Below are 12927 nucleotides of genomic sequence, written 5' to 3' on the forward strand. Positions count from 1 at the left end.
CATGACCCACGGCCAGTTGCTGATCGTCACCGCCGATGACTTCGGCCTTCACCACGACATCAACGAGGCCGTGGAGCGCGCGCACTGCCAGGGCATCCTGAACGCCGCCAGCCTGATGGTCAGCTCGCCGGCCGCCGCCGACGCGGTGGAACGCGCGCGCCGGCTACCCGAGCTGCGCGTCGGCCTGCATCTGGTGCTGGCCGATGGCGTTGCCACGCTGCCGTACGACCAGATTCCGGATCTGGTTGACGCCAGCGGCCGCTTTGGCAGCGCGATGGTGCGGGACGGCTTCCGCTTCTTCTTCCTGCCGCGTGTGCGCGCGCAACTGGCTGCCGAGATCCGCGCGCAGTTCGAGGCTTTTGCCGCCACCGGCCTGCCGCTCGATCACGTCAACGCACACAAGCATTTCCATCTGCATCCGACCGTGCTGTCGTTGATCCTGAGCATCGGACGCGACTACGGCATGCGCGCCGTGCGACTACCGCGCGAGGCCGGTGGACCGCTGCTGCTGCGACCCTGGCTCGCGCTGCTGCGCGCGCGCCTGCAACGCGCGGGCATTGCCTACAACGACTATGTGCTTGGGCTGTCCGACACGGGCGCGATGGACGAAGCCACGTTGCTGGCGGCGTTCGAGCAACTGCCGCGCGGCGTAGTCGAGATGTATCTGCATCCCGCCGTGACATCGGGTGCCGAAGTTGGCGCATCGATGACCGGCTACCGGCACGCGGATGAACTCGCCGCGCTGCTCTCCCCGCGTGTGCGCGCCGCTGCGGACCGCTTTGCCCCGCGTCGCGGTGGCTTCACTGATCTTCACGCCGGACTTCGATGAAACGCTTCGCCCTGCTGGGTGCACTGGCTGGTTTGCTGATCCTGACGGCCGTCGTGGTCACGGAAGGCATTGCCGAAGTGGCACACATCCTCGAGCAGGCCGGATGGCCACTGCTGTGGCTGGTGCCGATCCACCTCATCGCGCTCTGGTTTGACGCCTATGGCTGGCGCGTGCTGCTGGCGCCGGCCGATCCCGAGAAACGCGCTGGCACGGGCTTCCTGCTCTGGGTGGCGACGGTGCGCGAAGCCGTGACCCGGCTGCTGCCCACGGCCGGCATCGGTGGCGAACTCGTCGGTATCCGCCTCGCGTGGCGGCGCGTGCCAGATGGTACGGCGGTCTCGGCAAGCATCGTCATCGAGGTGATGGTGACGATGTTCTCGCACTACCTGTTCGCACTAGCCGGGGTGCTGCTGCTGATATCGATCACGCAGGACAGCGACCACGGCCTGCTGGTTGCCATCGGCCTGCTGCTGTCACTGCCGATTCCCGCGCTATTCGCCTACGCACTGCGTCACGGCGCATGGTTCACCCGGCTCGAATCGTTTGCGCAGCGGATGCTCGGCGACGACCACAAGCTCGCCGCGCTGATCGACGGCGCCCGCCTCGACGCGCAGATTCGCGCGCTGTGCCGCCACTACGGCGTGCTGCTGCGCACGCTGATCTGGCAGATGACCGGGCTGGTCGTCGGCACGCTCGAAGTCTGGTGGGGACTATCGCTGCTTGGCCACCCGGTGAGCTTCGGCGAGGCATTGGCCATCGAGGCCCTGACACTCGCCGCACGCCAGGTGGCGTTCTTCATCCCGGCGGGGCTGGGGGTGCAGGAGGCGGTGATCGTGCTGCTGGGCACCAGCTTCGGCATCGACCCGCAGACCTCGCTCGCGCTCGCGCTGGTCAAGCGCGCACGCGAAGTCCTGTTCGGGGTGCCGGCGCTGCTGTCGTGGCAGTGGATGGAGTGGCGGCAGATGCGGCGGCGGGTCGTCGGTTGAATCACCCGGCTAGCCGATGCACTGGGCGTCAATCCAGCGTCAGGCCAGATGTGCGAATCACAAGCCCCCATTTCTCCCGCTCCGCGGCCACGAACGCGGAGAACTTCTCCGGCGACTGTCCGCCCGGAATGCCACCCATCTGCCGGAACTGGGAGATGAGGTCGGGGTCTCGCATGACCGACGCCAGAGCCTGTTCGAGCGGACCGATGACGGCAGGTGGCGCCTTTGCTGGCAGGAAGATGCCGATCCACGCTGTCGACGTGAAGTTGGCGAAGCCAGCCTGCTCCATGGTGGGAACATCGGGCAAGGACGGCGCTCTCTGCGAGGCAGCCACCGCCAGGGCACGCAGCTTGCCGGCGCGGATGTATGGCAGCGCCTGCGTCAGGTTGTCGAATTGAAACGTGGTCTCTCCCGCCAGCAACGCCGTGGTGGCTGGTGTCGAACCCTTGTAAGGCACGTGGATAGCGTCGGTGCTGGTGCGCATCCTGAACAGTTCGCCCACGAGGTGACTGGTCTGACCGATACCGGCAGAGCCGAAGGAGAGCTTGCCGGGATTCCGTTTCAACTGCTCGACCAGATCAGCTACGGTCCTGGCTGGCGACTGGGCATTGACCACCAGCACGTTAGGAAAGGCAATGATGTCGGTGATCGCCGTCAGGTCCGATGGCTGGTAGGAGAGATGCTTGTACGCGCTGTAGTTGATGGCCTGCGGACCGACGTTGCCGGCCAGGAGCGTATAGCCATCGGCAGGCGCGCGCAGCGCGGCTTGTGTGCCGATGATGCCGCCGCTGCCCGGACGATTGTCCACGACGATGGCCTGCCCGAGACGCGCGCCAAGCTTTTGCGCCAGCAGGCGAATCGGGATGTCGATCGTGCCGCCCGCCGCACCGGGCACGATGATGGTGACGGGCCGCGACGGCCATGCGGCATCCGGCGCGCCGAAACTTGTGGTGGATGCGAACGCGATCAGACCACCAGCGAGCGCGCGTATCAGACGTCTTGAAGCATGGAATGCCTGCATATCCTTTGTCTCCTCCTGATCCATTGCACTGATGCGTCACTGATGCGTCTCTGATCGGTCTCTGTCAGCGCGCCGGCGCTCGCGGAATCGCATCCACGGCGGCGGCGAAGCGACCCAGGTGGGTATCGGCGCTGCCAAGCAGCAAATCGTTGCCGACAAGCCGTTTGCTGTAGTGGCTGATCGGCGTCTCATCCTGCAAGCCAATCGCGCCATGCAATTGCAGGACGTCGAACGCAATGGCGCGGCCAACCACGCCAGACAGGTGTTTCGCCGCGCAGATACGGCGACGGCGCTCGGCAGACGGCGCGGCATCCCAATCGACCAGTACCCGCCGTGCAAGATGACGCGCACCGTTCCAGGCGCGGAAGTGGTCGGCCATGCGGTGTTGAAGCACCTGCTGTTCCGCAAGCGTGCGGCCAAACTGCCTGCGCGTGCGCAGGTACTCCGCAGTGATGCCCAACGCGCGCCGCATGGCGCCGATACTGTCGGCACACAAGGCCAGCGTGGCGAATGTCATGCCTCTATCGAGCGCCGTCGCGGCCTGTTCGTCTTGACCAAGCATGGCGAACGCGCTCAGCCGCACGTTGGTCAGCCGCACTTCCGCCGCGCCGCGGCCGTCATGAAAGCGATAGCCCTGCACGACAACGCCAGAGGCATCGGCCGGCAGATCGAACAGGCCGAGGCTGCCGTCGTCCAGCGTCGCGGCCACGATGAAGTGATGCGCATCTGTGCCACCCATGACCATCGCATCGTCGCCATCGAGCTGCCACGCGTCGCCGACACGCCGCGCGATCACGGTCGGTTGCGGCGTCTTCCCGACGCCTGGTTCCTTCCCGCATAGCACTGCGCAGCGCGCGTCGCCACCGGCCAATGCGGCCAGGCGCGCATCACGTGACGGGCCGACGGGGAGCGCAAGCAACGTCTGCGTGCCGAACACCGCGCTCCACGGCACGGGTTCCAGTACCAGTGCCTCACCCAGCGTCTCCATCAGTGGGAGCAGATCCGTCATCGGCTGCTCCATGCCGCCTAGCGCCTCCGGTATGGTCAGGCTGGTGATGCCAAGTTCGGCCAGGCCTGACCACGCGGATGCACTGCACCCGCCTGGCGTGTGCATAACCTGCTGCCTGAAGTCGAAGCTGTAATGCTTGCTCAGCCACCGCCTCATCGTGTCGACCATCATGGCCTGTTCGTCTCCAAGATGGTCGTTGCGCGGCACGTCTAGCTCGGTCTGTCCGTCGAAGATCGCCTTGGCGATGATCTGTCGCTGAATTTCCGAGGAACCGCCTGCCAACGAACTCCCGCGATAGCGCCACATGTGCAGTGTCTGATTGCCGGCGGACGCGGCATCGTCGGGCGCACCGGGCGGCTGGCCATCGAGCGCTTCGGGATAGAGCCGCAGCGATGCTGTGCCGTGCGCATCCATCCGGAACAGTTGAAGATCCTGCAGCAGCTGGATGCCCTCGAGCTTCAGCAGCGAAGCTTCAAGATCCGGCCGACCACCTTCGGCCGCCTGCTGGATCGCCGGCCACCACGCGGCTTCGAGCGCGCGCATACGAATGTCCAGTGCGGCGTGGCGCCGCGCCGTCAGCGCAAACGCCATCTGCTGCTCGCCGCGCATGACCGGATCGCCTTCGTCAGACGGCGGGTGGAGCAGCGCAGCCGCCCTGGCCAGCTCCGCCTTGCACTCCGCCACCCGGGCCACGAAAAGACGCTCGATGACCAGCAGGCCCTTGGCGATCGCCCACCCGCCATTGGGCTCGCCGACCAGATTGGCTGCCGGTACCCGCACATCGTCAAAGAACATCTGGACGTGGAAATGCGAGCCGTTGATATACCGGATCGGGCGCACTGTCACGCCAGGGGTGCGCAAGTCCACGAGCAGGATCGAGATGCCATCCTGCTTGCGCGATGCGGCAGGATCGGTGCGCACCAGCAACAGCGCCCAGTTGGCCCAGTGGCCGAGGCTTTGCCAGATCTTGCTGCCGTTCACAATCCAGCAATCGCCCTCGCGACGGGCCGTGGTTCGCAGTGCGGCCAGATCCGATCCTGCGTCGGGCTCGGAGTAGCCCTGCGCCCAGAAATCGTCGAACGACAACATGCCTGGCAGGAACCGTCTGCACTGCTCATCGGTGCCGTGTCGGATCAGCGTCGGGCCGATGGTATCGATGCCGAGGTTCTCGATGTAGGGCGCGTCGCTGGCCGCAAGTTCTTCCCGAAAGATGGCCTGCCGCACCAGCGACCACCCCGTGCCGCCGTGCTCGCGTGGCCAGCCGGGTGCTGCCCAGCCTTGGGCATGCAGGATGCGATGCCAACGCGCCGCCTGCTCCCGCGTGACCAGGCAGTGCGCGCGCGTGGCGGCGCGGATATCCGCCGGCACCGCATCCCTGAGAAAGGAGCGGATCTCGGCGCGGAATGCCTCGTCGCTGTCTTGCGCCCGATCTGATGTTCGAGGATCACGCATCGTCATGGTCTTCACGCTTGCCAGCGTGGCTTGCGTCGTTCCACGAATGCGGCGATGCCTTCCTGCGCGTCCTCGGTAGCAAAGATGTTCCCGAACGTCTCCACCGCGCCCGCCACGCCACGCCGGTAGTCGATGTCGTTGGCGCGCATGAATGCCTGCCGCCCCATCCGCATGATCTCGGGCGATTTCTGGCACAGGGAGCGCGCCAGCGCGCGAGCCTCGTCCATGACGCGCTGTTCTGGCACCACGCGGTTGACCAGCCCCAACGACATGGCTTCCGCCGCATCGAACGAACGCCCCGTGAACAGCAGATCGAAGGCACGATGCCGGCCGATGATGCGCGGCAGATGGGTGTAGTGAATCGCGGGTACCAGCCCGACATCGATCTCGGGATAGCCGAAGGTCGCGGTGTCAGCGGCGACGATCATGTCGCAGTGGATCGCCAGTGTCATGCCACCGCCCCGGGCCGTACCGCCGACGGCGGCGATCGATGGCTTGCCAAGATGGAACTGCGCCTCGCACAGCCCGCTATAGAGCTTCTCCACCAGTGCATAGCCGCGCGATGGCGGCGCGTCGCGCAGGCTATCGAGTTGCAGCCCGGCACAGAACCGGCGTGGCACGGCGCTGCCCAGTATCACGGCGCGTACCGAGTCGTCCTCGGCTGCCCGGCGCAGCCCTTGCAGCAACGCGTCGATCATTGCCTCGTTCAGCGCGTTGACGGGAGGGCTATCAAGAAGGATCTCCGCGATGCTGTCGCGGACCTCGTAGGAAACGGTTGTCATGGGGTTCCACTCATGCAGTGAGAGGGGCCGCGGCCGACTGGGAATCAGCCTGCGGCATGTTGGCGGTGGCGATCACGCCTCGCGCCTTGAAATCGGCAATAACGTCGGGGCCGTAGCCAGCCTCGCCGAGTACCTCATCGGTGTGCTGGCCCAACAGCGGCGGCGAGCGATGCGCGCTACGTGGCGCCTCGCCAAAGCGGATCGGCAGGCCAACGTTGCGAACCTTGCCGAGCACTGGGTGATCGGATTCGACAATCAGTTCGCGTGCCGCAACCTGCTGATGCGCCAATGCGTCGCCGAGCGTATGAATGGGAGAGCAAGCCACGCCCGCCTTGCGCAATGCCTCGATCCAGTGCGCGACTGGCTGCAGCGCAATGCGCGCCTGCACCATCGCCACGGTTTCATCGAAATGCGCGACGCGCGCGGCGTTGGTTGCGAACTTGGGCGCGTCGACGACATCGTCGAGTCCGGCGACCGGGCAAAAGCGCCGCCACTGGACATCATTGCCAACGCCGATCATGACGGGGCCGTCCGATGCCTCGAATACCTGGTACGGCGCCATGGCGGGATGGGCGGTTCCCATTGGGCGCGGCAGCTTCCCGCTGCACCAGTAGTTCTGTGCCAGGTAGCTCATGAACCCCATGGCCGTGTCGAGCAGCGACACCTCCAGGAACATGCCCCGCCCGGTCTTCTGTCTCTCGAGCAAGGCGGCCAGGATGCCGCTGAACGCGTGCATGCCCGTCCCCAGGTCCACCGGCGAGAAGCTGGCGCGCGCCAGCTTGCCACCTGCTTCGCCCATGGTGCTGATCATGCCGCTGAACGCCTGCAGCATCACGTCGTAACCGGGCTCCTGGCCTAGTGGCCCCGCTCTTCCGTATCCGGAAATCTCGCAGTAGATCAGCGACGGGTTCATGCCGGACAGCGTCTTGTAGTCCACGCCCAGCCGTGCGGCGGCGCCGCTGCCGAAGCCCTGCAGGACCACGTCCGATTTTGCTGCCAGCGTCTGCACGATCTGCCTGCCCTCCGCGGTCTTCAGATCGACGGCGAGGCTGCGCTTGTTGTGGTTGACCGCCAGGAAGGTCGCTGACTGGCCTCGGTCCTGCGGCAGCCATGCCCGTGTGTCGTCGCCGCGGCCAACCGGTTCAACCTTGATGACTTCTGCGCCAAGCTCCCCTAGGTACTGGCCACACAAAGGACCGGCCAGCACCTTGCTCAGGTCGAGTACGCGGATACCGTTCAATGCAATCATGGATGTTTGTCTGATGCTGATGCCGCTTCAAGGACGGCGACGGACCGCCGTCGGGCGGCCCGTGTTGCGGGTGCGCCTTATTCGGGCTTGATGCCTATGGAGCGTGCGAGGTCGGTCCAGCGCGCAGCATCTCGATTGACGAAATCCTGCACACTCGCCGGCGCCATGCGGAATGGCTCCGCGCCACGCGCCACCAGCGCGTCGCCGTAGGTGGCATCCTGCGTGCAGGCCGCCACGGCTTCGCGCAGCGCCTGCAGGACTGATGCAGGCGTCTTGGCCGAGACCTGCAATGCGAGCCAGAACTTCAGGTCGAGCGCCGGGTAGCCCGATTCCTGTAGCGTCGGCACATCCGGCAGCAATGACGAGCGCGCCGCCGAGGTGATAGCCAGCGCCTTGAGCTTGCCCCCGCGAATCTGCCCGATGCAGGTGGTCATGCTGTCGAAGAGAAAGTCCACATTTCCGGCCATCACGTCGCTGCTTGCTGGCGCGCTTCCCTTATAGGGCACGGCGACCGCGGTGAACCCCGCTTCCTTCTGGAGCAAGGCGCCGTAGATATGCGGGGAGCTACCCGCCCCGTATGTGGCGTAGCTGAGATTGTTCGGATGCTGCCGGCCAAGACGTACAAGATCGGCCAGGTTGCTCACACCGAGCTTGGTGGGATGCACTACCAGCACATTTGGCACGGTTGCGATCACGCCAACTGCCGCCAGATCGCGCCTGGGTTGAAAACGCAGATCCGGGAACATCAGTGGGTTGACCGCGTGCATGCCAACCGTGTTGAGCAGGATCGAATAGCCATCGGCCTCGCTATCGAGCACGGTCTGCGTGCCGAGGTTGCCGCCCGCGCCGGGCTTGTTTTCGACCACCACCGGCTGGCCAAGCTTCCGGGACAGTGGCATGGCGATCTGCCGCGCCACGAAATCCCCAGGCCCCCCCGGCGCGAACGGCACCACCAACCGGATCGGCCGCGCGGGCCATGTGCTTGCCAGCAATGGCCGGGAAAGCAATGCAATCCCGGTACCCATCAGAAGCTTGCGGCGACTGATACCCATCGTGTCTCCTTTTTGTGGCCGACCCTGTGCAGTCCGGGTAATGCGGCCTGTGTGATGACGCACTATTGCCCTCGGGCGCATATATGTCCAAGATATCTTTTTGATGTCGGCTATCGTGGTGACATATACCCCCTGGATCATCGGCCGGACGCATGAGCAGGACTCGCCGGCAAGATCCGAGGACAGGAGACAACTGTGGGAATGCCAGTCGATTTGCGCGCGATGCAGTGCTTTCTTGCCGTGGCGGCGGCGGGGTCAATCTCGCGTGCGGCAGAAACCCTTCACATCGCCCAGCCGGCCCTGAGCCTGCAGATCCGGCATCTGGAAGAGGCGCTTGGCGTCACGCTGTTCACGCGCAGCCACAAAGGCGTGGAGCCGACCGTGGCCGGCCAGCGCTTCGAGATCCACGCCCGGGACATCCTGAAGCGCCTCGACATCGCATGTGAGGATGTGCGCGACCTGATGGTCGATCCAGAAGGCAGTGTTGCCATCGGCCTGCCGCAATCGATGGCCAAGATCCTGACCGTCCCGATCGTCCGCGAGGTGATCCGCCGATGGCCCAAGGTTCGCCTGCAGGTCATCGAACTCAGCACGGGCTATATCCCCGGCCATCTGCTATCCGGACATATCGATATCGGCCTGACGTTCCGGGCGCATGCCAATTCTGGCCTGCAGTTCGACCAGATCGTCGACGAGGACCTCGTGCTGGTGGGTCCGCCCGGGCAATTCGCCAGCGGTCATACTCAGGCGCAACCCTTGGCCGAGACTGTCCGCCTGCGTGACCTGAATCGATACCCAATGATCTTGCCGGCCGGTGAGCACGGCCTACGCGCCTTGCTGGATGGCTACCTGAGGACCCAGGGCGTCGACCTGCAGATCCTCGCGGAGGTCAACGCCATCCCGGAGCTGATCGCGCTGGCGTCTGCCGGCGTGGGATGCACCGTTCTTTCGTATGCGTCGGTGTGTGCCGAAGTGCGAAAGGGCCAGCTCTCGGCCGCGCGCATCTACCAGCCCGCCGTATCGCGCCCGGTCTATCTGTGCCGCTCCGCCACCATGCCCCTGTCTATCGCCGCGTCCGCCGTACTGGACCTGCTGACAGAGACCGTGCGAACCGTCCTTGACGATGGCAGCTGGCCGGCACGTATCGGGGAGATCGCAGATTGACTTGGTACTGCCTGGCAGGGTGAGCCGTATCTTGTTTTTTCGATGCCGGAAATAGAAAAAGGGGCTTGGCAATTTGCCAAGCCCCTTTTGCATTTGGTGGCCGAAGGACTATAGAACTCTACATATAAGCCACTGACAACAAAAGAGTTTTTATTTTAGCAAAGCAAAGATGCCCCCAAAAGTGCCCCCAGCTTTTGGGGTCTGCAGTTGTCGTCTGATGTGGGCTTGCTGCACGTCCTGCCAAGTTACTGGGAACGTTGCCGGACACCAACACTAAAGAAGGCGGTAGCTCGCAGTGGAGCAGCTCGTCGCATGGTTTACCCCGCCCGCGCCCCACGCAACCCAGTGAAGTCGACGTGCTTGCAAGGCTTGCCCATCACTAGTGTCGCTAGAAGGAACTCGACGCTCCTGCGTTGGGAAACTCCGCGTATAGGGCACAACCCAGCAGTCGAAGTCGCAAAGCTGCCGCATGTAAGGCTGCACGGCCTGCGCCGATCCAAGCTCAATGGCGCGAGGTTACCGTCGGCGCTGCGGAATAGATTCAGGGGCTCAAGCCGTCAGCGCTGGCTGAGAAACACTATAGACGCCAGCCGCTCGACATGTTGCGTATGTGGCACGACAAGATTGAAGCCTGGCTGCTAGACCAAGCGGGCATCGATTTCCGGTCCCCCCAAGCGCCCAGGGCAAACGACAATTGCTGACTTCCCCAGAAACGTAGCGGTTCGTGCCCCACGCGTTAGAGCGCTATCTTGGGGCCGCCGTCAGGAGGTGGAGCGCCTCTTTGATCAGATCGACTGACGCGCTCACGTTCGGCGCAGGGTCGCCAATTCGGTCTGACATTGAGAGGTAGGCCCAATGAACCGCCACTGAGTGTTTGGCCAGTGCGACCAAGTGCGGCCCGCTCGGGCCGCGCACGCCTGCCAGCCAGTTCTGGACTGTTCGCTCGCTCGCGCCTGTCCATCGCGTCAGTTTCTTGACCGCATGCCTGGACTGCCCCAGCTCCTTCGCTAGGGCCATAGCGATTATGGCGGGATATTCATCACTGATTCCCCGTCCCTCACGCAACGTCTTGCGGGCTTTTGGCAACATTTTTCGCGTCTCCAAAACTATGATCCCTAAAGGCAGGCACCAAGAATGCGGTACCCCGCCTATAGCCCTTCGGTGAGGCTTTCGGCCGCGTTCGCTTGCGTCGTCAGTGGCGGGAGGTAGGGTGGATCAATCATCGCGCAGGGTGGAGACGCTAGGCGCAGGTCGCGACGGTCGAGCTGCGGCGTACGTGCGCATGTCAACAGAACATCAACAATATTCGACGGAAAACCAATTAGACATCATCCAGGTTTTCGCCGACTCTCGTGGACTCGAAATCGTGCGCGTCTATGCGGACGAAGGAAAGAGCGGACTGCGCCTTGATGGCCGCGATTCGCTTAAAGCGCTGCTGCGAGATGTTGAATCTGGCAACGCGGACTTCTCCGCCATCCTGGTTTATGACGTAAGCCGCTGGGGGCGCTTTCAAGATCCCGACGAGAGCGCAAGCTACGAAGTTCGCTGTAAGCAGGCGGGCGTCCGGGTGCTCTATTGCGCCGAGCAGTTCGAGAACGATGGTAGCCCCGTCTCAAGCATCATAAAGAGCGTCAAAAGAACAATGGCCGGCGAATACAGCCGCGAGCTGAGCGTCAAAGTCCACGCTGGTCAATGCCGCCTTATCCGCAATGGATTTCGGCAAGGCGGCCCGGCAGGATTCGGCTTACGGCGCGTACTCGTGGATCACACCGGTCTCGTCAAGGGCGAATTGCGACGCGGCGAGCACAAGTCCATTCAAACCGACAGGGTAATTTTGGCCCCTGGACCGGCCGAAGAGCTGACGACGGTGTGCAGCATCTACCGGAAGTTCGTCGAAGAGGGGCGAACGGAATCAGAGATTGCGGCTTCGCTCAATAGGAGTGGGCTCGCCACCGACCGCGGAACACCGTGGACTCGAGGGACGGTCCACCAAATCCTCATCAATGAAAAATATGCCGGCCATAACGTTTGGAATCGGACGTCGTTCAAGCTGAAACAAGAGCGCGTGCGCAATCCGCCCGCCGCATGGATTAGAAGGGACGACGCCTTTGAACCAATCGTCGATCGAATGATGTTCGAGGCCGCGCAGCAAATCATCCTCGCCCGGTCTTACCGAATGAGCGACACCGAGATGCTCGATGCGCTGTGCCAAGTGCTTTCGCGTCAAGGCTACCTCTCCGGCATCGTCATCGACGAGGCGCCTTGTTGCCCATCAAGCAGTGCCTATACGAACCGCTTCGGCAGTCTGCTGCGGACATATAGCCTGATTGGATACTCGCCAGAGCGCGACTACCGCTACGTGGAGATCAACAAGCGGCTGCGAGAGTTGCACCCCGAGGTTGTTGCCGATGCCGAACGGGCCGTGGCGGAAACCGGCGCACGGGTGGAAAAGGAGCCGATCTCCGGCGTACTGAAAATCAACGACGAGTTCCGAGTCTCTCTAACGCTCTCACGATGCCGACCGACCGACGCAGGGGCAAATCGTTGGCTCATCCGATTTGACAACGCGCTCCGGCCTGACATCACGGTCGCAGTTCGGATGGAGCTCGACGCGCGAACTATTCGCGACTTTTACCTGCTGCCTTCGATTGACATGCGCGCGAACCTGATCCGCCTGGGCGACCACAACGACTTTGGGTTGGAAGGCTACCGGTACGACGATCTGTCGATGCTCTGCCGTCTCGCACGCCGCATTCCGCTGAAGGGAGTCGCTTATGAATGACAGAGTCGAAAAATTCGTCTCGACGCTTGTACGCAGCGACCGAATTACATTGATTCCGGTTGATCGCCTACGAGTGCTCAACCCACGAACGCGCAACCGATACTTTTTCTCGCAGTTGGTCGAGAACATTGCCTCCATTGGCTTAAAGCGCCCGATCACTGTCGCTTTGGGAGGTCGCGACGGCGACGGTGAATGGCACGAGGTCCTTTGCGGGCAAGGCCGCCTCGAAGCTTTGAAGATGTTGGGGGAAACAATGATCCCTTGCTCGGTGGTGGAGGCCGACGAACTTGAGCGTTACCTCATCACACTGGCGGAGAACATTGCGCGGCGTAGACACTCTACTGTCGAGCTGATGTCTGGCCTGCAAGTCTTGCGAGAAAAAGGCTACTCGACGGAGGACATTGCGAAGAAGACCAGCCTCGATTCTTCCTACGTCAACGGAATCCTGCAATTGCTCGACAAAGGCGAACAGCGACTCATTCAGGCAGTGGAGAAACGAGTGATGCCACTGTGGTGCGTATTTCGGGGCGCGTGATAAGCGATTTCGGGGGAACGTGATCACCTGTTTCGGGCGGATGCTGATCGCTGGTTTCGGCGGAAC

The 12927-nt window shown here is 63.4% G+C and carries 10 protein-coding genes and 1 pseudogene; 6 read left to right on the forward strand and 5 right to left on the reverse strand.

What is annotated here, in order from left to right:
* Position 1: 1 nt before the first annotated feature.
* Together hpnK and B2246_RS16800 are read left to right on the forward strand one after the other, a co-directional pair.
* Entirely contained in the window at positions 2-829 is an 828-nt protein-coding gene (gene hpnK, locus B2246_RS16795; RefSeq protein WP_286882617.1) for a hopanoid biosynthesis-associated protein HpnK, read from the forward strand.
* The gene (locus B2246_RS16800) at positions 826-1815 is read left to right on the forward strand and encodes a lysylphosphatidylglycerol synthase domain-containing protein (protein WP_008646467.1); all 990 of its coding nucleotides are present in this window, start codon (positions 826-828) and stop codon (positions 1813-1815) included. Before hpnK ends, B2246_RS16800 begins: the two co-directional genes overlap by 4 nt.
* 28 nt (positions 1816-1843) lie before the next feature.
* Here the strand turns inward: B2246_RS16800 and B2246_RS16805 are convergent, their stop codons facing one another.
* The 5 genes from B2246_RS16805 to B2246_RS16825 form a co-directional block, all read right to left on the reverse strand.
* Positions 1844-2836 (reverse strand): Bug family tripartite tricarboxylate transporter substrate binding protein, encoded by a 993-nt coding sequence (locus B2246_RS16805; protein ID WP_035884365.1) that lies wholly within the window; start codon positions 2834-2836, stop codon positions 1844-1846.
* Between the two features lie 64 nt (positions 2837-2900).
* Positions 2901-5297, reverse strand: a complete 2397-nt coding sequence (locus tag B2246_RS16810; protein ID WP_286882618.1) for an acyl-CoA dehydrogenase family protein — start codon at positions 5295-5297, stop codon at positions 2901-2903.
* 11 nt (positions 5298-5308) lie between these two features.
* Positions 5309-6079, reverse strand: coding sequence for an enoyl-CoA hydratase/isomerase family protein (locus B2246_RS16815; RefSeq protein ID WP_286882619.1), 771 nt, complete (start codon positions 6077-6079; stop codon positions 5309-5311).
* A gap of 10 nt (positions 6080-6089) precedes the next feature.
* The gene (locus B2246_RS16820) at positions 6090-7328 is read right to left on the reverse strand and encodes a CaiB/BaiF CoA transferase family protein (protein ID WP_286882620.1); all 1239 of its coding nucleotides are present in this window, start codon (positions 7326-7328) and stop codon (positions 6090-6092) included.
* A gap of 77 nt (positions 7329-7405) precedes the next feature.
* The gene (locus tag B2246_RS16825) at positions 7406-8380 is read right to left on the reverse strand and encodes a Bug family tripartite tricarboxylate transporter substrate binding protein (protein WP_008646458.1); all 975 of its coding nucleotides are present in this window, start codon (positions 8378-8380) and stop codon (positions 7406-7408) included.
* A 201-nt stretch (positions 8381-8581) separates the two neighbouring features.
* Here B2246_RS16825 and B2246_RS16830 point away from each other — a divergent pair, with 201 nt between their 5' ends.
* The 4 genes and pseudogenes from B2246_RS16830 to B2246_RS16845 all read left to right on the forward strand — a co-directional run bounded on the left by B2246_RS16830 (position 8582) and on the right by B2246_RS16845 (position 12861).
* Positions 8582-9544, forward strand: a complete 963-nt coding sequence (locus tag B2246_RS16830) for a LysR family transcriptional regulator (RefSeq protein ID WP_286882621.1) — start codon at positions 8582-8584, stop codon at positions 9542-9544.
* A gap of 423 nt (positions 9545-9967) precedes the next feature.
* Positions 9968-10245, forward strand: a pseudogene (locus tag B2246_RS16835) (preprotein translocase); the annotation flags it as partial.
* Between the two features lie 509 nt (positions 10246-10754).
* On the forward strand, positions 10755-12326 hold the full coding sequence (locus B2246_RS16840; protein ID WP_411860077.1) for a recombinase family protein: 1572 nt from the start codon (positions 10755-10757) through the stop codon (positions 12324-12326).
* Positions 12319-12861, forward strand: a complete 543-nt coding sequence (locus B2246_RS16845; protein WP_286882622.1) for a plasmid partitioning protein RepB C-terminal domain-containing protein — start codon at positions 12319-12321, stop codon at positions 12859-12861. The genes B2246_RS16840 and B2246_RS16845 overlap by 8 nt, the downstream gene beginning before the upstream one ends.
* Positions 12862-12927: the final 66 nt, after the last annotated feature.

This window comes from Cupriavidus sp. UBA2010, assembly GCF_002335265.1.
In the GTDB taxonomy this organism is placed as follows: Bacteria; Pseudomonadota; Gammaproteobacteria; order Burkholderiales; family Burkholderiaceae; genus Cupriavidus; species Cupriavidus metallidurans.

Excerpts from the sequence above, each read along its gene's own strand:
- B2246_RS16820 (WP_286882620.1), bottom strand. The coding sequence starts at position 7,328 with ATGATTGCATTGAACGGTATCCGCGTACTCGACCTGAGCAAGGTGCTG.
- hpnK (WP_286882617.1), top strand. The coding sequence starts at position 2 with ATGACCCACGGCCAGTTGCTGATCGTCACCGCCGATGACTTCGGCCTT.
- B2246_RS16805 (WP_035884365.1), bottom strand. The coding sequence starts at position 2,836 with ATGCAGGCATTCCATGCTTCAAGACGTCTGATACGCGCGCTCGCTGGT.
- B2246_RS16845 (WP_286882622.1), top strand. The coding sequence starts at position 12,319 with ATGAATGACAGAGTCGAAAAATTCGTCTCGACGCTTGTACGCAGCGAC.
- B2246_RS16810 (WP_286882618.1), bottom strand. The coding sequence starts at position 5,297 with ATGCGTGATCCTCGAACATCAGATCGGGCGCAAGACAGCGACGAGGCA.
- B2246_RS16815 (WP_286882619.1), bottom strand. The coding sequence starts at position 6,079 with ATGACAACCGTTTCCTACGAGGTCCGCGACAGCATCGCGGAGATCCTT.
- B2246_RS16825 (WP_008646458.1), bottom strand. The coding sequence starts at position 8,380 with ATGGGTATCAGTCGCCGCAAGCTTCTGATGGGTACCGGGATTGCATTG.
- B2246_RS16800 (WP_008646467.1), top strand. The coding sequence starts at position 826 with ATGAAACGCTTCGCCCTGCTGGGTGCACTGGCTGGTTTGCTGATCCTG.
- B2246_RS16830 (WP_286882621.1), top strand. The coding sequence starts at position 8,582 with ATGCCAGTCGATTTGCGCGCGATGCAGTGCTTTCTTGCCGTGGCGGCG.